Source organism: Mesorhizobium sp. WSM3862, assembly GCF_002294985.1.
GTDB lineage: Bacteria > Pseudomonadota > Alphaproteobacteria > Rhizobiales > Rhizobiaceae > Mesorhizobium.
Genome location: NZ_NSGE01000002.1, coordinates 26,221 through 51,006, shown reverse-complemented (window position 1 = coordinate 51,006; position 24,786 = coordinate 26,221). Strand labels below are relative to the sequence as shown.

Below are 24,786 nucleotides of genomic sequence, written 5' to 3'. Positions count from 1 at the left end.
AACGGTGGGCCGTAGCCCGCCGCCTATCAATAATTACTAGCACTCAGGCAGCGCCAGCAGATTGTCGTTGTAGGTACCGTCAGCATGGGTACGGAGGTACTTACCATTCGGCCCGTTGACCACACCGACGTTTGCCCGCGTCCCGCCGACCAACGTATAGAAGGTGTTGGTCCCGGCCTCAATCCATTGGATCACCTGAGATTTAGTCCATTTCCCCGTGGAGTTGCCGAGGTGGGTGAGACCCTCGTGCTTATTTTCACGAGCGACTTTGTTGATGCAAGTGACCTGCACGTCTGCCATTGCAATTGCTCCTTTCGAGCGCTTTGCGGAGCAATTGGGAATGGCAGGGCTTGGGAGGATGTCTGACCATTTCGTAGCTCCTGTGGCTTGCCAAATAAGCCTCAAGACGCTAGCGCCGACCTGCTAGGGAGCGGACTCGCGGTCTTTGTTCGTCCACTCGGCGCCACATAACCGCGGGTACGCAAAAGACAGAGGCAGACGACGAATCACTAGCCGTCTGCCTCTTTTTTACGCAGAAATTGGTTTTTAGTAAACTGCCAGTAACGTTCTGTTAACAATATTGGCTTCGACCAAATTAGCCGGCAAAGCTGACCCATTTGCTTTGCCGTGCGCCAAAGCAAGGTCATATCAGTATTAGCTTTCACTAATATTAGTAGAACCTTCGCGGGCCTCGAAGCCTCCACAACAAAATTCAACAACGCCCTTAACAAAGCCAATCAGACGGCCAGAAAACAGCTTGGCGAGAAGCAGTTCAGGGAGATTAACAAGAAGCTCAGCGAGGGTTTGACCCTCGGTGGCTTCTCGGTTGGAAGCTTAGGCGGTGTGGACACTTAGCGCAACCATAGGACGACGGCTGCGAGAGTAACGACGGCGTGGTAGTTGCGTGCGGTTTTCTCGAAGCGGGTGGCAACCCGGCGGAATTGCTTGAGCTTGGAGAAGCAGCATTCGACGAGATGACCCTGGGCATAGAGATGCTTGTCGAGCGGATATTTGAGGGAGCGCGATGGGTTGTTGGGTATGACCGCGATCGCATCCTTGGCAGCGATGGCTGGCGTAAATGGTCGGCGTCATAGGCGGTATCAGCCATGACCACTTCGGCGGGCAGCTCTTCGATCAAGGCAGCCGCTTGCGGTGCATCGCCCTTTTGACCCGCCGTAAGGGCGAACCGCACAGGGTGTCGGGCGAAATGAGAATTGCCCCCCGAACGCAACCACGCCACCTTCACGAAGATATCGGCGAACGGTGTTGGCGCGCACCCAAACTCCTGCGCAATTCTTTCGCTCCCCGGCCTTGTTCATGAAGGCCTACCATGGCCAAAACTTCTTCCCCCGATCGCATTTCCTCAACCCGCACCGTTCCAGACAATGCAGGTTGCGATGAAAACTCTCTCGTCATCGATTCTTCCTCTCAAGAGAGGGTCAGTTCTGCGTTACCGCTGTTCCAATCGCCGAATACATCGGGAAGATCGCGCCAGTGAGAGCCCGAGCGCACAATCCATAGCACCGCCGCGACGAACATCCGGTTATCGCGGCCCGTCGATCCCTTCTGATCAGGCCGACCTATGATGAGCGGCGCCATCCGCTCCCACGCCGTTCGATGGCATCCGAAAACGCTGGCTTGGCCGTGCGGCAAAGCCGGAGGTGATGTATTCGGAAGCCTTGGCGCCGAGCGAATTGCCGAACAGGCCGACAATCAACATAGATCTCGATCGTCTGCGCCCGCCCGTCCATGTAAATAGAGCTGGGCTTCCGAAATATTCGCCATGAATTTCTTTCCTTCCTGACCACATCCAGTGGAAGTTCCGCGACGATGCGGCGCGCTAATCGCGCGCCCAGCGTTCGCACGCCGCAGTCGAGCAGCGTCAACGTGCAGCCGGGCGTTGAACCTCACCTCGCGCATCACTGCGTCGTGATGCTCCACCAGCGCCTTTGCATTATCGATCAGAACTTCCGCCGGCACGCCCCCAAACCGCAGGAAAGCGCCTTCCATCCCTTCGAACCAGTCCGTGTGGCGCTGCCTCGGCGAGGCCCGGATGTGCATCCGACACGAATAGCGAACCGTCCCGACAAACACATGGATCCGCACCCGCTCGCCGCCGATCCATACCCGCTTGTCGCCGAAGTCGATCTGCATCTGACGACCAGGCGCCGTCTCGAAGCGCACCGTCGCCGGCTTCTGTGCTTTCAACTCGCGCCGCCATTGGCGAACCGAAGTTCTACCGAGCGCAGCCCGATGACGATGCCATGCTCGCTCTCCAACTCCTGGCGAATGACGTCCGCGTTCCCGTCGTGGCGAAAGAAGCGCTCTCGAAGCCAATCCTCCAGACCATCAAATGCTGTCCGACGCACGGGCAGGCGATACGCCTTTGCCCGATATTGGGGCTTCACACGCGGGCCTGTGCCCCTTATCGGGCCAGGACGAAGGGGAAAGACGAACGCGGAGTCGGCTACGTCAAGAAGAACGCGACCGCCGGCCGGCCGTTCGAGAGCTGGGCGGCGTTCGAGGCGCATCTGGATCGGTGGACGCGTGAGGTTGCCGACCAGCGAGAACACGGCCACCGGCGTTGCGCGCGTGGACGTTTTGCCGCTGAAGCTCGAGCGCTCCGCCCGCTTTCCGGCAGGGCGCCGCTCGGGCAACTGCGGGACCTGATTCGCAAGGTCCAGGCCGACTGTGCGATTGATCTCGACACGAACAGCTACTCGGTGCCCTGGCCCCTGGTCAGCGAGAGCGTCCAGGTCGTGGTGTTGGCTGGCCGTGTCATTATCCGCCATGCGGGCCGGTGGTAGGCGATCATGCCCTATGCCGGGGGCGACGACGACGGATCGTGGACCGGGCGCATTTTGTCGGCGTCGCCGGCTTTGAAGGGCCGGTGCGTGCCGACCCTATCGAGATCGCTCCGCCCACCTTGCTGCGGCCGCTTGCGGAATACGAGGCGGCTGTCGGAGGGGGCTGGTGATGACGAACACGGCGATCAGCGACCAGCTCGACACGTTGCTGGACGAAGCTGCCCGCTCGAAGATGACGTTACGCGAGGCCCTGGGCTTCCTGGTGTCGCGCGAGATCGCCCAGTTCCCCTTCGTGCGCGAGCTGGACGGCTTCGACTTTAACGCCCAGCCATCGCTCGATCAGGGCAGATCAGGGAACTCGCCACCTGCCGCTGGATTGCGCACGGCGACACGCTTTTGTTCCTCAGCCCACCCGACACGGGAAAGACCCATCTGGGCCGTGGCGCTCGGCCGCGAGGCGATCCGCCAGAATTACAACGTGCAGTTCATCACGGCTGCTACGTTGGTGGCGACGCTGGCCAACGCCCACAGCGACGGCTCGCTCGACAAGCAGTTGGCGATCCTGTCGCGGCCGAAATTGTTGATCATCGACGAGCTGGGCTATCTGCCTTCGAGGCCAATGCCACCTACCTGTTCTTCCAACTCGTGTCACGGCGCTACGAGAAGGGATCGATCCTGATCACCTCCAACCGCTCCGTGGGCGAATGGGGAAGTGCTTTTGGCGAGCCCGTTGTGGCCACGGCGATCTTGGACCGCCTGCTTCACCACTGCACGGTGATCACCGTCCGCGGCGACAGCTACCGTCTCCGCGAAAGGCGTCGGTCCGGCCTTCTGCAGAAGACCGGACCGACGCTTGAACCCAACGAAACTGCAAACCACCGGTCCTCACTTTGGCCCCGGGCGCATGTTGGTGGGCCCTCGTGGAATCGATAATCAGATAGTTGAAGTCTGGATCATCCGACATCGCCTCGAAGATGCGCCACCACACACCCTTGCTGCTCCATCGGCTGAAGCGGCGAAAGACGGCGCTATGGGGATTGTAGGCCTGCGGAGCGATGGGGATTGTCTTTGCCAGGCGGATGAACGGCGTTCGCGGTTCGACCACAGGGATAGACGGCATGGCGGAAGGCAAAACCGTGATGGCGTGAATCGTCAGACAGGCCGCAGTGGCCTCTATCGCCGGGCTGGCTGCTTGTGGCTTTGTGCGGTGGACAAAGGCCTGGGTGCCGGCGCACATGGCGACGGGTGCCGAACCAGATGATGTGAACGCACCCGGCGTGATCATGAGGTGTCATTCCAGAAGGGGTTTGGCGGCGCGTGCCCGCATCGCCAGGTGGCGAGCGGGATATCCGCCCTCTACAGCATGGGAGCGGTGCGTTGCCGCAAGAGGAGCGGCAGCGGCGCTTTCGGCACCCAGTTCGCGATCATCCAGTTGTGGTTTGGTCAGCAGCCTGCGGCACTGGTCGAGCCTGGCGGCGCGATGGCCGTTGGCGAGGAAGCCGTAGTGGCGGATGCGATGGAAGCCGTCCGGCAGCGTGTGAAGCAGGAACCGGCGGATGAACTCGTGCGCCTCGAGCGTCATCACCTTTGTCCTTCCGCCATGACGATAATCCTTCCAGCGGAATCCGACACGATCGTTCTCCATGCTGATCAGCCGGAAATTGGCGATGGCGACGCGATGGGTGTAGCGACCGAGGTAGGCTAGCAGCTGCCCTGGACCGCCGGACGGCGGTTTGGCGTAAACCACCCAGTCGGGGCGGCGCGCCCTGTCCAACAGGCGGATGAAGGCGGCTGGCTCGGTCAGGCCGGCAATGTCGCCGAAGAACTTGAGGCTGTGCGCGTCGAAGGCGGCTCGTAGGTCCTCCAGGAAGCGGCGGCGAAACAGGCGCGACAGGACGCGCACCGGAAGGAAGAACCCTGGCCGACAGGAGACCCAGCGCGAGCCGTCGGGCGAGACGCCACCGCCCGGCACGATGCAATGGATGTGCGGATGGTAGTGCAGGTTCTGCCCCCAGCTGTAGCACCGCGATGAGGCCGATCTCGGCGCCGAGATGTTTGGAATCGGCGGCGATCGTGCGCAGCGTCTCGGCCGCAGTCCTGAACAGGATGGCGTCAACCGCCGCCTTGTTCTGGAACGCGATCGCGGCGACCTCGGCCGGCAACCTGAACACGACGTGGAAGTAGGGAACCGGCAGGAGTTCGGCCTCGCGTGCGGCGAGCCAGTGGCGGCAAGCCTGTCCCTGGCATATTGGGCAATGCCGTTTGCGAGAGGAATTGTAGGCCACGCGGATCGCCCCGCAGGATCGGCAGCCCTCGACATGGCCGCCGAGCTCGGCCGGCCGGCAGAGCTCGATCGCGCTCATCACACGCTGCTCGACGCGTCCGAGATGGCCGTATGAACCTGCCGATACGCCTCGCCGTGGCGGCCGAAGATCCGCCACCTCCAGTCTCGCCGACATGAGCGGAACCGGTCAGCCCGGCGACACCACTTCAATGTTCAGCTTGTCGACCGGGCTCATCGTGCGCGGATGAGGCCGTTCGAGACCTTGGTGTAGCGTGCCGTGGGGGAAAGATCGTTGTGGCCAAGCAGCACCTGGATGATGCGGATATCGGTGCCGTTCTCGAGCAGATGCGTGGCGAGTGCCTGAGCGTGTGCACGTCACCCGCTTGTCGATGCCGGCGGCAGCGCGCGCCGAGCGGCAGGCCGAATACAGCACCTGCACGTCGATGGGGCGATTGGGGTCGCGGTCGGGAAACAGCCACCCGCAGGATCCGAAGAAGCTGCGCCGACAGCATCACGGTGCGGTCCTTACCGCCCTTGCCGTGACGAACGGGTATGACGCCGCGGCCGCTGTCATCGCCGACCTTCAGCCCGACGGTCTCCGAGGCGCGAAGACCCGCTGCGTAGGCCGTCGTCAGCGCCGTGCGCGTCTTCAGGCTCGGCACTGCTTCCAGGAAGTGGACGATCTCGTCCGCGCTGAGAACCACCGGCAGCGTGCATGGCGAGCGGGCATAAACGATCCGTTCCGGGATCTCGGCATGGCCCAAGCGCGGCTGCTGCGTTCTCGGTGATGTAGCCGGCGTCGCGCGCGCGGCCTCGGAGCAGACAGAGAGTGGAAACCGCCCGTGAAAAAAGAGGTCGCGCTCGATTCCGAGGCCAAGCCGACCCGTGACGCTTTTCAGTTCCGCAAGGCTGACGCTGTCGAGTTCGGAAAGCCGAGGCCGAGCCAAAGGTCGAACAGCGTGTCGCCGTCCGGATCAAGGTTATTCCATAACCCAGGTCCCCGGCCCGGTCGGATCGAACAATGTCAGCACCGGAACATGGTCGGTTTCGGTGTCGGCCGCGCCGTCTGCCCGGGCCGTTTTGCAGATCCTGGCGCAAAGAGAGCGACCGCACACAGCAGCCCGCGATCCATCTCACCTGCGCGAGTCCGACGTCAATTCATTAAAAAGGGCGCCCGGGAACAGGGCGCCCCTTCTCATCGACGAAATGCTCGGACTGGAGGTCCGTGATCAAGGCTCGCAGCTACCCGCTGCGAACGCGGGGTATGAGCCGTCCAATCCTTAGAATGAGCGTTGGAATCGAACAAAACCGCCTACGCTGTTCTTCTTGTCAGCACCGGTCCAGTTCAAGGCCGGAGCAGGAGAACCAGCACCGAATTCGTCGAAGCGGCCTGCATGCAGGTAGTCGACTTCGGTCGTGATCGCGAAGCCGGGAACGATGTCGTAAACGATATTCGCCGCAACACCGAGGTTCTTCCACTCATCATAGGAAACCTGGGCATTGAACGAGGTCTTCTCATTGAACTTGTAGGTGCCGCCACCCCACACCGCCCAGTTGCCGCCCCACTGCTTGTAGATGCCGCGACCGCGGCCCGGGATCGCCCAGGTCGGATCCGACAGATTGTCGTCCGTGCCATAGCCGGCCATCGCGAACAGCGAAACCGCCTCACTAACATTGACATCGAGACGGATCTTGCCTGCCACTTCCTCGTAGTTGCTGTCGTAGGCGATGACGCCGGTGATGGCGCCCCAGCCCTGCGTGTACTTCACGCCGCCGACGACGTGTGGCACGTAGCTGTCGATTGTGCCCTTGACGCCCGAGCCTTCTTCAAGCGAGACCACAGCCGAGAAGCCGTTGCCCGCGTCGAAGTAGTACTGGATGACATTGGTGTTGTGGTCGCCATATGGCACGAGAGTGTCATTGAGAACGTTACCGGCATATCCAATAAAGCTTTCGAAAGCCGTGTCGGTCTTGCCAATGCGGAGACCGCCGAGCTGAATCCAGGCGTGCTTTAGATTGACGGCCTTGTTCGCCGCGGGATTGGGAGCGGTACCAAAGTCGCCAAAGCCAATGCCAAAGTCGAAGCGAGTCTCGGTGTAGGTCTTCAACGTGCCCACTTCGGTGTCCTGGCCGGTCCAGGTCCTCAGCGCGAAGCGGGCGTTCTTGTACCAGGTCTGATTGCGGCTACCATCCTTATGATCTGCGTTGGTCGTACCGTCGTACGAGCCGACGTCGCCGAAGCCTATGTCGTAGCGGATATAACCGCCGATGCGCAGGCAGGTTTCGGTGCCCGGGATGTAGAAGTAGCCGGCGCCGTAGACGTCGCAGATCTTGACGTACTCGGCCGGTTCCGGCTCGGCGATTGTCACAGCGTCGGCGGCGCGTGCGCCCGAAACTGCGATCAGGGCGGCAGCGGAGCCGAGAAGAAGGCTCTTGATGTTCATACTTGATCTCCTTGAATGATTTGAAAAAGGGCGAGGACGTCGATGACGGTCCTGCTCCCTGTCCCCACGATCGAAAAAGATGCGCATCGCGAAGCATCCTTCCCGGTTCGGACGCTATTCACCGGCCGGAATAGCGCAAGTTCAAATTCCTACTACAGTCTATAAGCATCAGTACTAGTTGTATTTTTATCACTAAAATGGCATTATTACTTGTACAAATTGAACAAATATACATTTGCACAAACTGCACAATTGGTACATTGACTGACTTCGTAGGCAACAAATGTGCGCGAACAGTCGCCGACGCCGTCGAATCGTCAGATAGATCCGATCAGAGAAACGGCTTGGGCGGCCGATGCAACAGCTTCGGTGTTCATACCTTCCCTGAGCACTTCGACAGGGAGGCGGCCCTTGAGAAGAGCCAAGGGAAATACATGCTTGCGGGAGCCTCTGCGAAAGGCGACCACATCATTGTGCCGCTGCCACCAATGCAGTGTTGATCGCGGTATTCCAAAACGTCTCTCGAGATGGGTTGAGCCTGCAACTGGCCCGGCCCACTCAGCAATGCGGGCGCCTTCTCTCGGAAGATCTTTCAGAACCGGATGCCCGAGCAGGTGATCGGCAGGCCGAGGTCGCGAAGCGATCTCACAGGGCCTGAGCGTCTAGCCGTCGCGTTGCTTCGGCCTCGAGCCTGCCAAGTAGTTCGGCCACGGCGGTCAATTCGTGGGGAACCCGAAGGCGCGCTGGCATTACTGTCACTTCGCTTGGCCTCATCGCATTGAGCAAGAATGCGTTGCACACCTGAATCAATGAACACGTCGGTCGAAACGGCCGCTCATGATCGCGCGAAATACCTGCTCACGATCAAATGAAACGAGCGCTCACCATCGCCTGAAACGGCTGCTCACAATCAGCGAAATGCGCACCCAGGTATGAAGCACGGCGACCATGCCGATCTCGGTGCCCAGATGCCTGGTATCGGCCGCCACCCTCAAGGCTTCGGATGCGGCCTTGAACAGGATAGCATAGACCGCCGCCTTGTTCTGGAAGGCGATCTCAGCGATCTGGGCCGGGACGGTGAAGACCACGTGGAAGTATGGGACAGGCAGCAGCTCAGCCTGCCGCTCGGCCAGCCACTGGGCGCGGGCTAGGCCTTGGCATTTAGGCAGTGGCGGTTGCGGCAGGAGTTATAGGCTTGCCGCACGAGGCCGCAGTCTGTGCAGTGTTCGGCGTGACCGCCCAAGGCCGCGGTCCGGCACGCCTCCGCCGTGGCCATGACCCGCCGCTCGACACGCCCGAGATGGCCGGCATGGTCGCGGCGATAATCAGCCCCGTGACGGTGGAATACATCCGCCACTTCCAGATCCGGGCTCAGGCGGCGTGATCTCCATGTGGGGTTGGTCAAAAGGACCGGCGGTCCGGCCGATCACAGCCGTTGAGACCTGGGCGTATAGTGTCGTCGTCGCCAAGCTGCGATGGGCCAGCAGGACCTGGATGATCCTTATGTCCGTGCCGGCTTCCAAAAGGTGGGTGGCGAAGCTGTGGCGCCTATGTCTTCATCGACATAGGCGGCAGTATCTACCCCGCCCGACTATGTCGAGTAGCTCTAACTGTCATGGTAAATGTCTGAGGAATAATGAGATTTCCCGCAGAAATCACCCGAGCCACCCGACATAATCAGCGCGATCTACAGGCTGTTCAAGAACTCCAGCAGATTGTCGTCGGGCCGGAATCGGGGTGACTTACCGGAATATGGGGATATCTTTGCCAACGCCGCCTCCTTCATCGCCAATGTCGCCTCGAGATAGATCTGTGTGGTCTCGACCGATTCATTGCCGAGCCACAGGGAGATGACGGCGCGATCGACGCCCGCCTGCAGGAGGTCCATGGCCATCGTGTGCCTCAGACGATGAACGGTGACGCGCTTTCCATTCAGCGACGGGCACATGGCAGAAGCGGTCTGGCGGTGTTTTTTTCAGCATATACTGAACGCCATGAACGCTCAGCCGCTCACCTCTGGCGCTGGGAAACAGGATACTCTCTTCTCCGCGCTGAGGCTCTTTCAGCCAGCTTCTCGAGACTGCGGTCGTGGACTTGGCGAACGGAGTGCAGCGTTCCTTGCGCGCAGGTGGGCGCCCGTGCCAAAGAACAGATCGTCCCGCTTGAGACCAGTGATCTCCGATAGCCGCAATCCGGTCTGCACGGCGACCAAAAGGAGCGCGTGATCGCGCCGCCCAGACCAGGTCGATCGATCCGGTGCGGCCAGCAAGGCATCGACCTCGGGGCGGGTCAGGAAATTGACGAGGGTTCGAGTGAAGCGCTTGCTGGGGATTGCCAGCACGCGTTGGATTTGGGCGGAATGCTCGGGTGCCTCGAAGGCCGCGTAGCGAAAGAAGGTTGGCGAACGGAGTGCAGCGTTCCTTGCGCGCAGGTGGGCGCCCGTGCCAAAGAACAGATCGTCCCGCTTGAGACCAGTGATCTCCGATAGCCGCAATCCGGTCTGCACGGCGACCAAAAGGAGCGCGTGATCGCGCCGCCCAGACCAGGTCGATCGATCCGGTGCGGCCAGCAAGGCATCGACCTCGGGGCGGGTCAGGAAATTGACGAGGGTTCGAGTGAAGCGCTTGCTGGGGATTGCCAGCACGCGTTGGATTTGGGCGGAATGCTCGGGTGCCTCGAAGGCCGCGTAGCGAAAGAAGGAATGAATCGCCGTGAGGCGCAGGTTGCGGCTGCGTACGCCGATACCCTGATGGTTCTCCAGGTCATCAAGGAAGGCAACGATCAACGGCGCGTCGACCTCCCCGAAGTTCAAGCGAGACGGCGGCTTATGCAATGTTCGTTCCGCGAACTTCAGCAACTGCCGAAATGTGTCGCGATAGGAACCGATCGTATGGGGGCTTGCCTGCCGCTGTTGCATCAGGCGTTGGATGAAAAAGCGCTCCAAAAGTGGCGCCAGGCTGGCATGCTTGGTCATGTCCGATCCTCCCAGCGGCGCTCAAGGCGGGCGACAGGTCGCAGGCTGAAGCGCGGACATCGAAAAAGGCTTCGCGAGACACGATTGTGGGATGCGACGCGCGCCACGTAAATCATGCTGGAATGCAGGATTGCGGCGTAAGAACTCCCATGCCCACTCCGGTGGCGTCAGATGTGCGGTGTAATCGTACGAACTTTCGTCGCGCCAATCAGGCCGACCAGCCTCCGTCAAGAGCATTGTAGACATGCTATGGCTCCCCTGCCCGCGCCAATGCCGTCGCAACATTCGGCCATTCGTTGGAGCACAGAGCCCAACGCGCCAGACATCGGTGGCGCCCTTTTCTGGAAAGGATTGGGACTGTCGAGGAGAGAAAGAGAAGATGCAGCGCTTGGTCTGACGGCCTCACAGCTTACGACAAGGCGCACTTTACAGTTTATATGAGGCTCCTCGACGCCTCAGCCCATGAGGCATCCGAGGACGGAATGGCCCATCTGATCCTCGGCATTGATCCGGCACTTGAACCGGAGCGCGCCAGGAAGGCGCTTCGGAGTCATCTCGACCGTGCGAACTGGATGGTGCCGAGCGGCTATAAGGAATTGTTCGCCAGCCGACAAATTGCGCGGTGCTCAGTTGTTACGAGCACGCAATTCCTGGGCGCCTTTGGTGAGCCTACCGCCGCCTTCAACAGCGGTTGATCGGGACCCGCGTTCAGACGACGAGTGCCTGCAGAATGGTCCCGGTGGCCACGACACTTCGGTTCCACAGCAAATCGGGTTCTGGCATTTTGTCCCTGGGCCCCACGTGTCCGCGAAAGATTCCGCTCTGTCTGGCTTCGTGATCTTCGGAGAAGTACTTCATCGAATTCCGTTGCCCCCGTTATCGACACTCGATTACAGAGGTGGCCGGATTTCGTCGATAATGAGCGAACGAAACCGCCATCCTTCACGATGGCTGGAATGACCGGCCGGGATGTTGGGGAAGCGCCATTGTCTGGACTTTACTCGCGACAGCGAACACGCGTGCTCCCCCGATGAGGCACCGCTTGAGGCCGTCGCGCTCGACAGAGCCGAGGAGAAGAGGGATTGAGGAACAGCACCCCGTCAACTCATGTAGAGAATCTCCCATTGATGATGATGTAAAGGAAAAGATGTCTTCGGCGTTGCTGGTCGCTATCAGCATTGGAAAAGGCAATCGTGCGCGCTGCAAATGGTGTAAAAGGCGAGTCCTAAGCTCAATCTGCATCCGAATGTGCAGATCACCTTTACCAAACCCTCGATTTCGGGACGCCCCATAATGATCTTGATGCAGCGGGTCAAAAAGGGCGCCCTGCCGGCGGGGAGGTACATCGGCAGGGCGCGCCGCACAAAGGCCCTGGTTATTGGCCAGAGAACAGCGGCGGCAGAACTTATTCAGTTACAGCTTGCGGCCGAAGTAATCCTCAGGATCAGATCTCTTGAATCAGCAGTTTCGGTCAGCTCGGCGCAGCAGGGCGCAGTCAAACCCAGCGTCACCTAAGGACGGTCGCCCTGACACGGCCAGACTCGACGGTGGGCATCATTACATTGGTTACTGGGACAGGGCCGAATTCGCGGCTCACTTGCGTCGCGAGCGGCTGCAGCACAAAGCGTGTGCCCCGAATAACACGATCGCCGATGAGTGGCCCGGAGATGGGAAGGTAGGCGGAACTTAAACCCTGGCGGAGGCACTCGGCCGGCCAGCAGGGCAATGGGAGCGCAGGCCGGCGAGCTGTTGCGGCACAGCCAGAATTATCGACTCCCTACGGCAAATCCCGGCCATCGGACCGATCAACCATTGACTATCATTGCCGGACGGCAATCTTCGCGTGGCGAAGGTGGTCTCCACCGCCGCTCGGCGTCTGGCGATCAGGCGGTTATAGTATTTGAGCCGTGGCGGCAGCTTTGGATGGTGCTTTGTTGGGGGCCGTGCAATACGCACCTTCTTGCCTCGGCCTTAAGCCGAGCGCGGCGGGTCTGGGTGTCGAAAGCAGCATCCGCCCACACCGTCTTCTCATCGCCGCAGATCAAATCATCGGCCATCACCGTGTCCTTGACGTTGGCTGTGTGGTGATCACCGTGCGGATCAGGCCAGAGCCCTCATCCACCCCGACATGAGCCTTGTAGCCGAAGGTGAAGCCGCCCCTACCCTGCCGCACGGTGACAGGGGTATCCGCATCCTTTGGGGCCTGCTCGTCGGTAGGCGGCAATGAGACCGCATTGATCACCCAGCATCGTACCACGCTTCAGGATAGCGCCAGCCTTTTCCTGCTGCCGGTCCAGTTCGCCAAACAGCTTCTCAAGCAGACCATTCGCCGATAGATTGCGAAACTGAGAGAGCACCGTGTGCTCGGGAATGCTCTCTTCCAGCCCGAGCCCGACAAAGAGCCGGAACGACAGCCGGTCGCCAAGCGAATCTTCCAACTCACGGTCCGAAAGTCCGTAGAGCGATTGCAACAAAGCGCCTTGAACAACACCAGCGGTGGGCAGGCCGCCCGACCCGGACCGCAATCACGCAGCAGTATGAGCAGTTTCTCAAACGGATACCACTTTACCAGACCCGACAAGCGATCAAACGGCGAAGCGCCCCCCAGCTTGTTGCCCAGAAAAGCCTCCGCTAAGCTCAGCTGGCCCGGTTTGCTTCAATGCCATCCGGTCGAAAGCCGAACGGCTGAGCTACGCGACCGGGATCATCTGCAGCCCACCGTCGCATCTTGGCTTTCAAACGAACTCCGAGAAGACTCGGTCCGCTGCGGTTAGAATTTCAAGCTCTGCGCTTCAGTTCCCAATTGCCAGAAGTCGCACAAAGTCGTGCCGTTTCCGACATATCGATTAGAGCGGACCTCGCCAAAACAACTACTTCTGTTTGGTATAGCGTTTGCACACTGTAGTGCGAGGCTTACGCCGTTTGTCAGGGATCAACAGCCTACACTCGCCGCCGGCGCAGGCTGGCTGAGCTTTGGCATCCGATGTCAAATTTAAGAGAAGAACAGGGAATACTCCTGCGGAGTTCAGCAGGTTCGTAGTACTCCGGCCACACCACGTCCGGGGTCCGCTGGCGGGGTCAAGTCAGAATCCGCCGGCCTCACGTTATACTTCGGAGTTTTGCACTTGTAGATACAACGGCGCCTCAACCTTAGTCACTCGCCGCCAAAAGCCGCCTCTGGTGACTATAGCAGCAAGGCGGCCGCCGATCCGTCCCACAGGGCGGGATACTATGCCTGCGACATCCTGGGAGACTGCCATGGCAGAAGTGAAGTACTTTTGACCCCTTGACTCCGATCAGACGTTTAACGACCGCAGGACGTCTGTAAATGAGTTTATTAACGCGCAAAAGAACTCGGCGTTTTCATGTGGCGTTACCTCTTTTCGAGATACTGACTTCGATTGGATCCTTTGGTACGACGAGATGCTCTTTTGCATTGATGCAGGAGAACTTTCGAGGTCTCCGATGATGGTCATGCCTACTCGCTCGCAAAGGGTAATTGCATTTGGCTCCGAATGGTACCTCCGCGAGATATCGGTCGATCGGTCTTGCGTTAGTGTATTTCGTACTTTCCCCGGTCAACTGGAGAAAGGAAGCCCGATAATCCAATATCGCAAAGACCGAGAATAGCGAGTTTTATGACGAGCGACGCACCGAGCTCGTTCGAGAGATCGTCCGGGGTAAATCATCGTCGGCCGACAGTCCGGTGGCGCCGCTCCTCCGGATCGCCAGAACGGGTAACGTTTTGGTAGCCTGATGCTCGATGAAGCGCGAGAGGTAACTATTATCAAGGAACATCTTGCTCAAATCTGTACTACTTGAAATGTAGCAGCAAATCTCGGCAGCTAGCTGGAGTTTCCCGGAGGCCATTTACGTCGAAAATGCACCGCCACTTACAGTAAAGAGATGCAGCTCCGCTGCCCTTTTTTATCCAAGGAGAACGGCCAATGCCTTCACAAAACAGACTCTCAACCATTCATGTCGAGCCGTCCTATCCCGCTGTGCAGGCTGAGCCCGTCGTAGGGTTGATTGTTTGCTCCAACGACTACATCACTGAGTTAGAAATGCGCAGAATGTTGAAGGATGAAAGAATTGCCCTCTCGGCTACAAGAATCAAGCACGAGGAGCCGAGTTCGCCCGAGATGGCGATCGAGAGCCTGCATCGTCATATTTATGAGATAGCCAAAGCTGGCGAGATGTTTGATCCTCCTGACGCTATCAGCGTATTTGCCTACGCCTGCACGTCTGGATCGGCCGTCATTTCGCAGCAAAAGTTGGAGTCGGAATTGCACCAAGCTCGCCCCGGGGCCTCGCTAACGTCTCCTATGGCGGGAGCCTTACGCGCCTTTGACAAGCTTGGTGTCAAACGCGTTGCCATGCTCACCCCTTACATTGAGGAGGAAGGTGCTGTTGTCGCCGATTGCATCGAAAACTCCGGTTTCAGAGTTTGTGCGTCCGCTTCATTTAACCGAATAAGCGAAGTCGGCATTGCCGCAGTCTCCCCGGAAAGCATCTTCGAAGCGGCCTGTACAATGGATTCCTGGGAGGCGGAGGCGTTGTTTATCCCGTGCACCCTCCTTCGGACGTCTAGCATTATTGACCGTCTAGAGGAACGCACTGGCAAGCCTGTAATCACTGCTCATCAGGCCATGCTGTGGGATTCGTTGAGGCTTGCGGGATATGAGAAGCCAGTAAGTGGGTACGGCCGACTCCTGAAGAAACCCGCCCTGCGATAAGCGCGAGCCTTTCTCGATACGGTCATTGACCGTGTCCGTCGTCAGGGAATTGAGACAATTGGCGCTCTAGCAGGCTGTTGAAAAAGGCACTCGCTCAGCGTTGCTGGCAATAGCCAGGCTGCGACTTTGACTAGCGGCGCGCAAAGGCCCGGCGGCGACTGTAGCAGACGCTGGGAGGGACGGTGCGAGCGTGTCGGCAGGCAGCGTGTCATGAGGTGTCTGGCCAAGTGGGGCCTTGCGCGGGATCGGGCCGAGCGAGGCCATGGCGGCGCCGCAGCCCGGACAGATGTCCAGGGAGCGTCCTGTGAGACAGCGGTAACGGTGGCGATAGTCGGCGGTCGGGTCCGGCGTCAGCGGCGTGGGCGCCGCCAGAAGAAGACGGCACTGGGCGAGCTTGGCGACGCGGTGGCCGTTGGCGAGGAGGCCGTAATGGCGGATGCGATGGAATCCGTCTGAAAGGGCGAGCAGCAGGAAGCGCCGGATGAACTCGTCGGCGCTTATGGTCATGAGCTCGTGCTTGGACTTGTCGTGGTGGCGATAGTCTTTCCAGCGGAAGCTGACCTTTCCCTGGTTCCGGACGGCGACCAGGCGCAATCCGTCCGGAGGGGTATCCCTCGCGCGCCTGGCGGCGCGCCCCGGGGTATCCTCGAAATCGGGTTTCGGTCAGCAAGCGGCTCACGAGGCGGCTGTTGGCGAGGGCGACGCGATGAGTGTAGCGGCCCAGATAGGCGAGGACCTGTTCGGGACCGCCGAACGGGGGCTTGGCGTAGACGACCCATTCGATCCGCTTCTATCCAGCCAGTTGGGTGAGAAAGTGGCAGGGTCGGCCAGGCTGGCGAGATCGCTGAAGAAGCGAAGCTGACCGGCGTCGAAGGCGTCCTGCAGGCGCTCCAGGATAGCCGCCTGAACAGGCGACAGAAATCGCAAACTGGAATTGCAAGAAAACTATCCACAAACTGGCTGTTACCTGCAATTCGGAAGCCTGAAAAGTAGACTATCCTAAGCAATATCAAAGGCGTCGCATTCTTCACGGCCGACGATTTACCGGAGGCTCTGGCCATCTCGGTTGTGATTTCAAGCGGCGTCTCTGCGATGTCGCAAGCCGTTTTTCGATGGTCTTTCGCTTGATCCTTTCTCGTTGCAACAAAATTGCCGCGCCCGCAGCAGACGTCGGCCGGGGTGAGATTGTCGAGGTACTCAGGGCCGATCTCTCTGGCAGAAAGATCCTAGCCAAAAGCGGGATCACTGGTCAAACTGCGTTCCTTGAATATCGAAACCCTCCGAAATTCGTCGAGCGCTCCGAACCCCGATGATTAAAGCGATTGCAACATACCCGTCAAAGTAACTTCACAGAATCTTTGCGACCGAAGATCACTGACGATGGTACATTCATCCGCAAGTCTGAAGTCCGGCACTACCAAGAACCTGTGCCGATCTGCGCCGGGACCGCCGCAAGCATGCAACGTGGGAACTAACAACAATGGCAAGAAGAGCACTCGTCATGATTGAAGGCACAAGGACTAGCCGGCACTACGCTCAAGAGGCCGAACGTCTCGGCCTTCATCCAATTATCCTGTCGGCTGACCCGTCCTGGTTCGACGATCTCGCAGGTGAGGCTATCCGAGTCGACACAGGTAACGTCAATGCGCTGATCCACCAATGTTCCCGGCTGCTTGCCACCCACGATCTTGCGGGGATTACCTCCCCCAGCGAGACCGCCTGTGCGACAGTTGGAAAGCTCTGCCGGCACTTCGATCTACCGGGACCGAATCCCGCATCAATTGAACGATGCTGCGACAAATTCACTCAACGTCAGCTTCTTGCGGAGGCTGGCGTTCCAGTCCCTGCTTATCGCGTGGCAGCGAACGCGACGGGGGTTGAACGTTTTGCCGCGGAGATCGGTCTACCGGTCATTGTAAAGCCAGCAGTCGGCATCGGGAGCAGCGGTGTCCGTTTGTGCCGCGACGTCGATGAGTTGGCCGAACATACGACCTATCTTTTGGGCGGGAAACACAAATGGCAGTCTTCGCCAAGAATCCTGGTCGAAGAATTCGCGCAAGGGCCCCAATACCTAGTTGAGACAATGGGACATGAAGTCATTGGGATTGGCACGATGGACTTCGGCCCTCCCCCGCACTTCGTCTATCGTGAGTGGACCCTTCCGGCCCCGCTGACCGATGACGAGTACGAGCGTATCGCCGAGGTTTCGCTGAGCTGCTTGCGAGGTCTCGGCCTTGGTTGGGGACCAACGGACATTGAACTCCGATGGACGAAGCGTGGCCCCGTCGTCATTGAAGTCAATCCGCGACTCGGGGGTTGGGCCGTTCCGCAACTGGTTCGCCTTGCTTACGGGATCGATCTCGTTACCGAGCACATCAGGCTTGTGATCGGGGAGGAATTGGATATGCGCAGACGGCAGTTACAAACTGCGGCCGTACGGTTCCTGGTTCCTGAACGCGATGGCACCCTGGACTGCATCACTGGCGAGAGTCAGGCCGCTGCTGTATCAGGCGTCGCCGAGGTCAAATTCTATGTTGACCCTAAAACGCCGATCGGTAGGAAAGGCGACTATCGAGACTGCATCGGACATGTCATAGCCGCTTCGCCCAGCCGTGCTCACACCGAGGCGATACTTCAGCGTGCCGTCGACTTAATCGATTGGTCGATCACACCATTTCCGACCCTTTGCTAATAGGAATAGACGGCCGCCTCCGACAAAGTGTAGGCGGCGCCAGCTAAGCTGAATAATTCATGAGGGTTGGCGGATGTGGTGAGCCGCTGAAGTGACGTAGGATTTGATTGCTTACGCCGATCCGCGCCATTTCCCGGAGACCACACCTGCCATGAACGATCCCAGGCTGGCGACTGGTTTGTCATCTGTTCGGGCAGGTCGGTCGTCACGTGCTTTCGACGGCGGTCGTCCGTAAGCGGTTAGCTGATGGCGTCTGGCTTGAAGTTCCAGGGCATGAGCATTTCGATTTCGGCTACGGGCCAGCGCTGAGCGATGCGAGTCAAGGTCTGGGAGAGCCAGGCGAGAGGATCGACGCCATTCATTTTGGCCGTTTGCAGAAGTGTGGCCACGGTCGCCCAAGTTCGTCCACCGCCCTCGCTGCCGGCAAATAGGCTGTTTTTGCGCGTAATTGTCTGGGGCCTGATGGCGCGCTCGACGATGTTGGAATCGATCTCGATGCGACCGTCTGTCAGAAAGCGTTCTAGCGCCTCCCGTCGGGTGAGCGCATAGCGGATTGCCTCGGCGATTTTGGATTTTCCGGAGACCTTGCGCAGTTCCGTTTCCCACAGCTCGAACAGGCTCGCGACAATGCCCGTAGATTTTTCCTGGCGGAGCGCAGCGCGGCTATCGGCATTCTTGCCGCGGACCTCATCCTCGATCTTCCACAGCTCAGTCATGGCGGTGAGCGAATCCGTCGCGACCTGCGAGACCTTGCTGATATGCAGGTCGTAAAGCTTGCGACGCAGATGGGCCCAGCAGCCCGCCAGTCTGACGGTTTCATTGCAGCTGGTTTTGGCCCGCGTCTTGGCTAGATTGGTGTAGGCCGAGTAGCCATCCACCTGCAGAATGCCGTCGAATCCGGCGAGATGGCGCGCGACGCAATCCGCACCCCTGCTGTCCTCAAAACGATAGGCAACCATGGGCGGACTAGTTCCACCGTATGGTCTATCATCGCGCGCATAGGCCCATAACCAGGCTTTCATGGTCTTGCCGGCGCCTGGGACAAGGGTAGGCAAACTCGTTTCGTCAGCGAAAATCCTTTCGCCCTCCTTGATGCGCTCAAGGATATAATCAGCCAGCATCTGCAGCTCGAAGCCCAGAAGCCCCATCCACTGCACCATCAATGATCGGCTGACCTCGACGCCATCGCGCAGATAGATCGCCTCCTGCCGGTAAAGCGGAAGGCCGTCGGCGTATTTCGACACGGCGATATAGGCAAGCAGCCGCTCTGTCGGCAGGCCGCTTTCGACGATGTGTGCCGGCGCCAGCGCCTGGACCACACCGTCACGATCCCTGAAGGCATATTTGGGACGGCGCGTCACGATGACCCGGAACTTCGGCGGCACGACGTCCAGCCGTTCGGATCGATCCTCGCCGATCAGAACCTTTTCCAGCCCTGCGCAATCGGCCGGGATTTCCGGCTCGAGGACTTCCTCAATGCGTTCGAGATGCGCGGCAAAGCCCTTGCGCGGGCGCGCAGCACGCTTCGGCTTGTCCTTGACCGCGTGATCGAGTTCGCTCTGGATCGCGGAAAGACCAGTCTCGACCTCTTCGAAGGCAAAGGAAGCCTGCTCGTCGTTGATTGACAGGCGCAGCCGTTCGGAACGCTTGCCGTATTGAGCGCGCTCCAGCACCTTCACGATCGATGTGAGGTTGGCGATCCGCTCGTTGGCGCTTCTCTCGACCGCCGTCAGCCGGGCGACCTCCGCCGTCGCTGCTGCAAGCTGGGCTTCGTTTGCAGCCCGCTCGCTGGCCATCGCGAGGACCATCGCCTTCAGCGTATCGACGTCGTCCGGCAGGTCAGGAGAGGACAGAACCATGGAGGGAGATAGAGCACAAAAACAGCCGCTTTCCCAACAATTACAACACCATGATTCATCTTGCCGCAGGCCGTTTTCAGCCCAGCGACAACGGCCGCCTAACCTTGGCCGGGCGGATCTTTTTCCAATCCAGACCAGCCAGGAGCGCCATCAATTGAGAATGGTCCAGGCGCATCCGCGCCGCCGATATCGCCGGCCAGCAGAAGCTGTGCTCCTCCAGGGTTTTCGAGTAAAGGCAGACCCCGCTGCCGTCCCACCACACGATGCGAACCCGGTCAGCTCGCTTCGAGCGGAACACGTGAAGCGCTCCTGAGAACGGGTCGAGGCCGCCATCCCTGACCAGAGCCATCAACGATGCGGCTCCCTTGCGGAAGTCGACCGGCTGACACGACACGTAAACCACAACCCCGGAGCCGATCATGCCTTGCGCACCGCGCGCATGATCTTGACCAGGCGATCGGGATCAACATCGCCGCCGACGCGCACCACAACATCGCCGACGACGATTTCCACCATCTCACTGCCCACCGCTTCAAAGCGCGTGAAGCTGACCGGCTTGACCTGCCCCCCTGTCAGCGGCGAAACCGCTCCAGACGCCAGCGCCTTGCGACGCCACGCATAGACCTGCGATGGGTCCAGTCCGTGAGAGCGGGCAATCGCCGAAACATTGCTCCCCGGCGCCAATGCCTCCGCAACAAGCCGCGCCTTGTCCTCGTCCGACCAATGACGCGGCTTGCGCCGAGACCGCACCGGCTCCGCCGTCAAAACCTCAAATGTCCGATTCTGATTCATACTTTCGCTCATAGGACTCTCCGCATGACTCATGCAGAAAATGAGCGTTCAGAATCCCGCACGCCACGTGGGGTGGCCTACGGGCTTACGGTCGTCCAACGGGGGCCCTTGCTCTGGCCGAGGCGGGAAAGCGGCTCCGGGTGGCTGACCGTCTGACGGCTGTCCGCACTGCCGAACCAGGTCATCGATAGCGTGCACAATATGATCGGCTTGCGTATGAAAATGAGTGCCACCAGTTATGAGAATGGGAACGACGCCAACCGGGCTGCGCTCCGATCCGATCTTCAAGATGGGCCCAGATGCGCTGCCTTCTGGTCGGGATCTGGTGTCGCAATCGACGATGTGCCGGCTGGAGGACCTGCCCGGTGTGCGGGAGCTGGTCGCGATGGGGCAGGCGATGGTCGTCCTCTATTGCGCTCCTTCCGCCAGGTTTTGAAGCGGATCGTGCGACATTGACGGCAATTGACGCCGTGCATGGCGGCCAGCATGCGGATTCCGAGGATGGCGCGCATGTATTCCGATCTGATGCCGCGCAGCGTTCCGATCTGATCGCGCAGGTGGAGCACCTGATCGTCGGGGAAGATGTCACCGCATTTGCGGTTCGGTCAAGCGGCAGCGGAGATGATGGATCTGCGTATGGATTCGCCGCTGAGTTCGAGCCGGTGAGCGTTGTGAACGAGGCGGTCCAGGATGGCATCGGCGTAGGTGGGATCCCCGATCAGACCGAACCAGCGGGCCACCGGGAGTTGCCTGATCGTGAACCGTTGGTCACAACAAATTTAAGATTTTTCACGTCGGAAAAACCTGACAAGTGGTACGTTCCTCAGAGTATCTGACGGCGTGAACGCTAGGTCGGAGGTTAGTTAAAAACACTGACGTCTCGATACCCCGCAGCGCGCAGAGCTCAATCAGGTGTTCTTATTGCTACAGAGGTTGGAAGAACATGTCTTACCTGTCAGGGCGGCAACAATCAATCCCAGCAATGACAAGCGCGGTCCGACTGCTCTTGGCTCGCCGGCTCATCGTGAAGATTGGCTCCGCACTGCTGGTCGATGCGCAGACCGGCGAGATATGCGGCCCTTGGCTTGAGTCGCTAATAGCCGATATCGTCCGATTTTTCTCACGCGGGCAGCAAGTAATCATCGTCACATCCGGTGCAGTCGCGCTTGGCTCAAGCCAATTCAATAGCTTGGGAAGATCGCTTCGGATTGAGCAAAAGCAAACGGCAGCCGCGATTGGTCAGGTTCGACTTATGCTCGCCTACGAACAGAGTTTAAAGCGTCATGGTTTTGCCTTGGGACAAATGTTATTGACCAACGAAGATATAGAGGACGATCATCGCCGTTTCAATGCTTGGTCGACCGTTCAAGAACTTCTCAAATTGGGCGCCGTGCCCGTGATCAACGAGAACGACACAACGGCAACGGCCGAGACCTGCATTGGCGATAATGACCAGCTGGCGGCACGAGTCGCAGAAATGGCAAACGCCGACGTTCTCGTTCTGCTTTCTGACGTCGATGGCCTGTTCACGGAAGACCCACACGACAATCCCTTAGCTCGTCTAGTGACCGAGGTGCGATGCATTACCCCCAAGATAGAGGCCATGGCTAGCCATTCCCACGCCTGCCACAGTTCGGGTGGCATGGTGACCAAGTTGATGGCAGCAAGGATAGCCATGGACGCGGGATGCGGCATGGTGATCGCGAGAGGAACCGAGCCTTACCCCCTCGCTGCGATCGAGCACGGTGCTCCATCAACGTCGTTTGTTCCGCAGGCCAAAAGAAAGATCTACACGCGGGAGACGTGATTGCGTCCTCGCCACCCGAATAACTCCTGTAACCATTGATCAGTTGTGGTGCGTCAAGTTCTTGTTTGGATGCCAGCCGTTTTGCAAGGAAGGACCTGAAGCATTGAACATGTGATCGAGTGCGGTCATGTGTCAGGCCTTGATTTGCGGCCGTTCCATATGCCGCCAATTGGCTATCGGTGAGCACGATACCGTCCTGGGCGACCTTGGCCTCCAGCGCCTTCAGCCGCTTCTTCATCGTCTCCAGATCGTGATGCTGCCACACCCCGCGGACGCCCGACGGCACTTAGTGGCGAGCTTGCGCATTTCGTTGGCGATGCGGGTCTGCCCATAGGCGGGATATTCCAGCGTCAGCTCGAGGATGATCGCCTCAACCTCGGGCGGCGTGCGGTTGGCCAATCGCGGCTTCCGGCGCGTCAGTTCCTGCAGCGCCAGTTCGCCGCCGGTCTCGTAAAGCTCCTTGAAGCGGTAGAAGCTGGCGCGCGAATAGCCCATCATCTTGTAGGCCTGGCTGACATCCAGCAGCCCCACCTTGGCGCGGATGATCTTTTGGTCCTTGGTCATGTCAGTGTCCTTTCTAACGTCGAGGCCGGGCACTGCGAACCCTGACCACTCCGCGCCCTGCCTCGGCTCAAGCTTCAGCCTAGGACACCGTGTGTCAGATAAAGTTTGAACTTTTACAGATGTCCAATGCTTCTTCCTTACACACAAATCGCGGCGGCTGATCGGATCATCCGCTGTCGCTGATCCTCTCGCCGCCGGTTCAACGGATCTCCGGGTCCGCCATCCCTGCAAGAATGGCGGCCCCGCGACACCTTTTGTCGGGTTTGTCGGGTCCGCGTCACAGGTTGGTGAGCCGATGCCGCAGACTCAAAAGCTGAGCAGCAAGCATAAAATTCTGTCGCCGGCTCGATCCGCCAGATTGGCACGATCTTTGAACCCTTCAGGGTGAGACGACGGCAGCAGCCGACCGGCGACACAACCAAGGAAAGAACCCGCCATGGCGAAAAGCGCGACGATTGCGGCCGCGAGCGATGGGTCGGCCGTAGATCGGCTGGTCGGCATCGACCTTGCTCGAGGGCTGGCTGTCTTCGGCATGTATGCCGCCCATGTCGGTCCCGACCCGCTCGAAGGAGGATTAATCGGGAATCTGATGGAATTAACCCATGGCCGGTCGTCCGCCCTGTTTGCCGTATTGGCCGGTTTTTCGATCCTCCTGATTACCGGTCGCAAGGCGCCGAAGTCGGGGTTAGCCGGTCGACAGGCCGTTGCCAAAGTCGCAATTCGTGCCCTTGTTTTACTCGCGCTTGGTCCAATCCTGACCTACCTCGATACGACCATCCACGTCATCCTGGCCTACTACGGAGTCTGTTTCTTATTGGTCCTGCCGCTCTATCGGCTCAGCGCACAGCAGCTCGGCTTGGTCGCTTCGGCGACCGCTTTAGTTCTCCCGCAAGTGCGCTTCCACCATGAGTCCATCTTTGCCTTCGAGAGCTCGTACTTCGAGCCGGTGTTAAAGTTCATGGTCAGCGGCAATTATCCCGCGATAACCTGGGTTCCTTTCGTGATCGCAGGCATGGCCATTGCGCGCCTCGATCTGAGTACACCAGCAATGCGCTGGCGCCTTGGTCTAGGTGGGGTCGGGATTGCCGTATTAAGCCATGGGGCATCCTTGGTCGCGCTGCGTTTGCTGCCTGGTGTACCCGCCGCCTTGCAGGCATCCGCCTTCTGGTGGTCCGACGTAGGCTACCCCTCATCCTGGCGCGGCACAGCGAGTTGGGTGTGGGTTGCCTCCCCTCATAGCGGGACGGCGCTCTCGATCCTAGGCAGCACCGGTTGCGCTATGTTTGTCTTGGCGACTTGCTTGCTCGCTATGGATGCGCTCCCGCATCTGCGAAAGCTGGTCTGGCCAATAATCGCTGTCGGCTCGATGCCTTTGACGGCCTATGTGCTGCACATTGTGGCAATGTCCTATCTCCTGCACATTGTGGGAATAGATTTGTTTGGAGGAGGCTCGCGCCTGTCCGTGCTCTTCGGCTTCATCGTGCTTGTAAGCACTTTTGCCGTGCTTTGGCTGCGCGTCTTCCAGCGGGGACCGATGGAAGCGCTGATTGGTAGGACCGCAGATCTCGCGCGTCACATGCCCTGAGGACCACGTCGCCCCGACCTCCGGATCGACACTACTCAAAAGCTGGGTTAGAGTTAATCGCGGTGGTAGAGCCAAGCGTCTTTGTAAGAGACGATAGACAGACGTATTCCCGGTGCAGGGTCGGCTTCGCGGTCGACATCAGTCGCCGCATGATGGAGCGTCGCGGGAGGAGCCTTCAAATGTGGTCGACGCACTCTACAGCGGTGCATGCAACAAGCGGAATGGCTGTGCTCACGTCCCGG

14 protein-coding genes and 16 pseudogenes are annotated in these 24,786 nt (G+C 59.4%); 10 read left to right on the top strand and 20 right to left on the bottom strand.

Annotation, left to right across the window (positions count from 1 at the left end; all coding sequences use genetic code 11):
- Window positions 1-36: 36 nt before the first annotated feature.
- The 5 genes and pseudogenes from CK224_RS04640 to CK224_RS04620 form a co-directional block, all read right to left on the bottom strand.
- Window positions 37-300: a DUF3892 domain-containing protein gene (locus CK224_RS04640; protein WP_095780944.1), complete on the bottom strand. Its 264-nt coding sequence runs from the start codon at window positions 298-300 to the stop codon at window positions 37-39.
- A gap of 551 nt (window positions 301-851) precedes the next feature.
- Window positions 852-1,195 (bottom strand): annotated as a pseudogene (locus CK224_RS04630) (IS5 family transposase); the annotation flags it as partial.
- A gap of 28 nt (window positions 1,196-1,223) precedes the next feature.
- A pseudogene (locus CK224_RS31790) lies at window positions 1,224-1,416 on the bottom strand (IS21 family transposase); the annotation flags it as partial.
- Between the two features lie 42 nt (window positions 1,417-1,458).
- Window positions 1,459-1,599, bottom strand: a pseudogene (locus CK224_RS04625) (transposase); the annotation flags it as partial.
- Between the two features lie 288 nt (window positions 1,600-1,887).
- Window positions 1,888-2,381, bottom strand: a pseudogene (locus tag CK224_RS04620) (IS21 family transposase); the annotation flags it as partial.
- Between CK224_RS04620 and CK224_RS04615 the strand changes: the two are divergent.
- The 3 genes and pseudogenes from CK224_RS04615 to CK224_RS31785 form a co-directional block, all read left to right on the top strand.
- Window positions 2,380-2,977: pseudogene (locus CK224_RS04615) on the top strand (IS21 family transposase); the annotation flags it as partial. The pseudogenes CK224_RS04620 and CK224_RS04615 sit on opposite strands and share 2 nt — an antisense overlap.
- Window positions 2,977-3,486, top strand: a complete 510-nt coding sequence (locus CK224_RS04610; protein ID WP_245425788.1) for an ATP-binding protein — start codon at window positions 2,977-2,979, stop codon at window positions 3,484-3,486. The pseudogene CK224_RS04615 and the gene CK224_RS04610, both read left to right, overlap by 1 nt.
- Window positions 3,453-3,740, top strand: a complete 288-nt coding sequence (locus CK224_RS31785; protein ID WP_245425730.1) for an ATP-binding protein — start codon at window positions 3,453-3,455, stop codon at window positions 3,738-3,740. The genes CK224_RS04610 and CK224_RS31785 overlap by 34 nt, the downstream gene beginning before the upstream one ends.
- On the opposite strand, the pseudogene CK224_RS04605 reads toward CK224_RS31785, so the two are convergent.
- The 8 genes and pseudogenes from CK224_RS04605 to CK224_RS31765 all read right to left on the bottom strand — a co-directional run.
- A pseudogene (locus CK224_RS04605) lies at window positions 3,697-3,837 on the bottom strand (IS5/IS1182 family transposase); the annotation flags it as partial. The gene CK224_RS31785 and the pseudogene CK224_RS04605 sit on opposite strands and share 44 nt — an antisense overlap.
- Before the next feature lie 414 nt (window positions 3,838-4,251).
- Window positions 4,252-5,266 (bottom strand): annotated as a pseudogene (locus tag CK224_RS04600) (IS91 family transposase); the annotation flags it as partial.
- 12 nt (window positions 5,267-5,278) lie between these two features.
- A pseudogene (locus CK224_RS31780) lies at window positions 5,279-5,855 on the bottom strand (tyrosine-type recombinase/integrase); the annotation flags it as partial.
- A gap of 516 nt (window positions 5,856-6,371) precedes the next feature.
- Entirely contained in the window at window positions 6,372-7,535 is a 1,164-nt protein-coding gene (locus CK224_RS04580; protein WP_095780941.1) for a porin, read from the bottom strand.
- Window positions 7,536-8,461: 926 nt separating this feature from the next.
- A pseudogene (locus CK224_RS31775) lies at window positions 8,462-8,910 on the bottom strand (transposase zinc-binding domain-containing protein); the annotation flags it as partial.
- Window positions 8,861-9,070: pseudogene (locus tag CK224_RS04565) on the bottom strand (tyrosine-type recombinase/integrase); the annotation flags it as partial. The pseudogenes CK224_RS04565 and CK224_RS31775, both read right to left, overlap by 50 nt.
- A 152-nt stretch (window positions 9,071-9,222) precedes the next feature.
- Window positions 9,223-9,483: a tyrosine-type recombinase/integrase gene (locus CK224_RS31770; RefSeq protein ID WP_280952244.1), complete on the bottom strand. Its 261-nt coding sequence runs from the start codon at window positions 9,481-9,483 to the stop codon at window positions 9,223-9,225.
- A gap of 114 nt (window positions 9,484-9,597) precedes the next feature.
- Window positions 9,598-10,509 (bottom strand): site-specific integrase, encoded by a 912-nt coding sequence (locus CK224_RS31765; protein ID WP_245425726.1) that lies wholly within the window; start codon window positions 10,507-10,509, stop codon window positions 9,598-9,600.
- A 350-nt stretch (window positions 10,510-10,859) separates the two neighbouring features.
- On the opposite strand from CK224_RS31765, the pseudogene CK224_RS04550 reads away from it, so the two are divergent.
- Window positions 10,860-11,114 (top strand): annotated as a pseudogene (locus tag CK224_RS04550) (hypothetical protein); the annotation flags it as partial.
- A 688-nt stretch (window positions 11,115-11,802) separates the two neighbouring features.
- Complete coding sequence (locus CK224_RS04545; protein WP_095780939.1) at window positions 11,803-12,024, top strand: hypothetical protein; 222 nt, start codon at window positions 11,803-11,805, stop codon at window positions 12,022-12,024.
- 321 nt (window positions 12,025-12,345) lie between these two features.
- On the opposite strand, the pseudogene CK224_RS04540 reads toward CK224_RS04545, so the two are convergent.
- Window positions 12,346-13,096: pseudogene (locus tag CK224_RS04540) on the bottom strand (IS5 family transposase); the annotation flags it as partial.
- A gap of 1,360 nt (window positions 13,097-14,456) precedes the next feature.
- Between CK224_RS04540 and CK224_RS04535 the strand changes: the two are divergent.
- Window positions 14,457-15,245 carry a hypothetical protein gene (locus CK224_RS04535; RefSeq protein ID WP_095780938.1) on the top strand — a complete coding sequence of 263 codons (789 nt, stop codon included), beginning with the start codon at window positions 14,457-14,459 and terminating at the stop codon, window positions 15,243-15,245.
- A gap of 66 nt (window positions 15,246-15,311) precedes the next feature.
- Here CK224_RS04535 and CK224_RS04530 read toward each other — a convergent pair.
- Window positions 15,312-16,159 (bottom strand): annotated as a pseudogene (locus tag CK224_RS04530) (transposase); the annotation flags it as partial.
- Between the two features lie 566 nt (window positions 16,160-16,725).
- Here CK224_RS04530 and CK224_RS04520 point away from each other — a divergent pair.
- A complete protein-coding gene (locus CK224_RS04520) occupies window positions 16,726-17,937 on the top strand; it encodes an acetyl-CoA carboxylase biotin carboxylase subunit family protein (RefSeq protein WP_095780936.1) in 1,212 nt (403 codons plus the stop codon).
- A 239-nt stretch (window positions 17,938-18,176) separates the two neighbouring features.
- Here the strand turns inward: CK224_RS04520 and CK224_RS04515 are convergent, their stop codons facing one another.
- The 3 genes from CK224_RS04515 to CK224_RS04505 all read right to left on the bottom strand — a co-directional run bounded on the left by CK224_RS04515 (window position 18,177) and on the right by CK224_RS04505 (window position 20,621).
- On the bottom strand, window positions 18,177-19,796 hold the full coding sequence (locus CK224_RS04515; protein ID WP_095780935.1) for an IS66 family transposase: 1,620 nt from the start codon (window positions 19,794-19,796) through the stop codon (window positions 18,177-18,179).
- A gap of 76 nt (window positions 19,797-19,872) precedes the next feature.
- Window positions 19,873-20,217: an IS66 family insertion sequence element accessory protein TnpB gene (tnpB, locus tag CK224_RS04510; protein ID WP_095780934.1), complete on the bottom strand. Its 345-nt coding sequence runs from the start codon at window positions 20,215-20,217 to the stop codon at window positions 19,873-19,875.
- Window positions 20,214-20,621 (bottom strand): transposase, encoded by a 408-nt coding sequence (locus CK224_RS04505; RefSeq protein ID WP_245425725.1) that lies wholly within the window; start codon window positions 20,619-20,621, stop codon window positions 20,214-20,216. Before CK224_RS04505 ends, tnpB begins: the two co-directional genes overlap by 4 nt.
- A gap of 156 nt (window positions 20,622-20,777) precedes the next feature.
- Here CK224_RS04505 and CK224_RS30575 point away from each other — a divergent pair.
- A pseudogene (locus CK224_RS30575) lies at window positions 20,778-21,035 on the top strand (transposase); the annotation flags it as partial.
- Window positions 21,036-21,193: 158 nt separating this feature from the next.
- On the opposite strand, the pseudogene CK224_RS04495 reads toward CK224_RS30575, so the two are convergent.
- A pseudogene (locus CK224_RS04495) lies at window positions 21,194-21,355 on the bottom strand (ATP-binding protein); the annotation flags it as partial.
- A 176-nt stretch (window positions 21,356-21,531) separates the two neighbouring features.
- Here CK224_RS04495 and proB point away from each other — a divergent pair.
- Window positions 21,532-22,395 (top strand): glutamate 5-kinase, encoded by an 864-nt coding sequence (gene proB, locus CK224_RS04490; RefSeq protein WP_245425723.1) that lies wholly within the window; start codon window positions 21,532-21,534, stop codon window positions 22,393-22,395.
- Between the two features lie 160 nt (window positions 22,396-22,555).
- Here proB and CK224_RS04485 read toward each other — a convergent pair.
- A pseudogene (locus tag CK224_RS04485) lies at window positions 22,556-22,959 on the bottom strand (helix-turn-helix domain-containing protein); the annotation flags it as partial.
- Between the two features lie 436 nt (window positions 22,960-23,395).
- Here CK224_RS04485 and CK224_RS04480 point away from each other — a divergent pair.
- Window positions 23,396-24,544: a DUF418 domain-containing protein gene (locus CK224_RS04480; RefSeq protein WP_095780931.1), complete on the top strand. Its 1,149-nt coding sequence runs from the start codon at window positions 23,396-23,398 to the stop codon at window positions 24,542-24,544.
- Window positions 24,545-24,786 lie beyond the last annotated feature (242 nt).

Bases quoted from the DNA above. Each gene is read 5' to 3' on its own strand.
- CK224_RS31770 (WP_280952244.1), bottom strand. From the start codon at position 9,483: ATGTGCCCGTCGCTGAATGGAAAGCGCGTCACCGTTCATCGTCTGAGG.
- CK224_RS04640 (WP_095780944.1), bottom strand. From the start codon at position 300: ATGGCAGACGTGCAGGTCACTTGCATCAACAAAGTCGCTCGTGAAAAT.
- tnpB (WP_095780934.1), bottom strand. From the start codon at position 20,217: ATGATCGGCTCCGGGGTTGTGGTTTACGTGTCGTGTCAGCCGGTCGAC.
- CK224_RS04535 (WP_095780938.1), top strand. From the start codon at position 14,457: ATGCCTTCACAAAACAGACTCTCAACCATTCATGTCGAGCCGTCCTAT.
- CK224_RS04580 (WP_095780941.1), bottom strand. From the start codon at position 7,535: ATGAACATCAAGAGCCTTCTTCTCGGCTCCGCTGCCGCCCTGATCGCA.
- proB (WP_245425723.1), top strand. From the start codon at position 21,532: ATGTCTTACCTGTCAGGGCGGCAACAATCAATCCCAGCAATGACAAGC.
- CK224_RS04545 (WP_095780939.1), top strand. From the start codon at position 11,803: ATGATCTTGATGCAGCGGGTCAAAAAGGGCGCCCTGCCGGCGGGGAGG.
- CK224_RS04610 (WP_245425788.1), top strand. From the start codon at position 2,977: ATGACGAACACGGCGATCAGCGACCAGCTCGACACGTTGCTGGACGAA.
- CK224_RS04505 (WP_245425725.1), bottom strand. From the start codon at position 20,621: ATGAGTCATGCGGAGAGTCCTATGAGCGAAAGTATGAATCAGAATCGG.
- CK224_RS04515 (WP_095780935.1), bottom strand. From the start codon at position 19,796: ATGGTTCTGTCCTCTCCTGACCTGCCGGACGACGTCGATACGCTGAAG.
- CK224_RS04520 (WP_095780936.1), top strand. From the start codon at position 16,726: ATGGCAAGAAGAGCACTCGTCATGATTGAAGGCACAAGGACTAGCCGG.
- CK224_RS31765 (WP_245425726.1), bottom strand. From the start codon at position 10,509: ATGACCAAGCATGCCAGCCTGGCGCCACTTTTGGAGCGCTTTTTCATC.
- CK224_RS04480 (WP_095780931.1), top strand. From the start codon at position 23,396: ATGGCGAAAAGCGCGACGATTGCGGCCGCGAGCGATGGGTCGGCCGTA.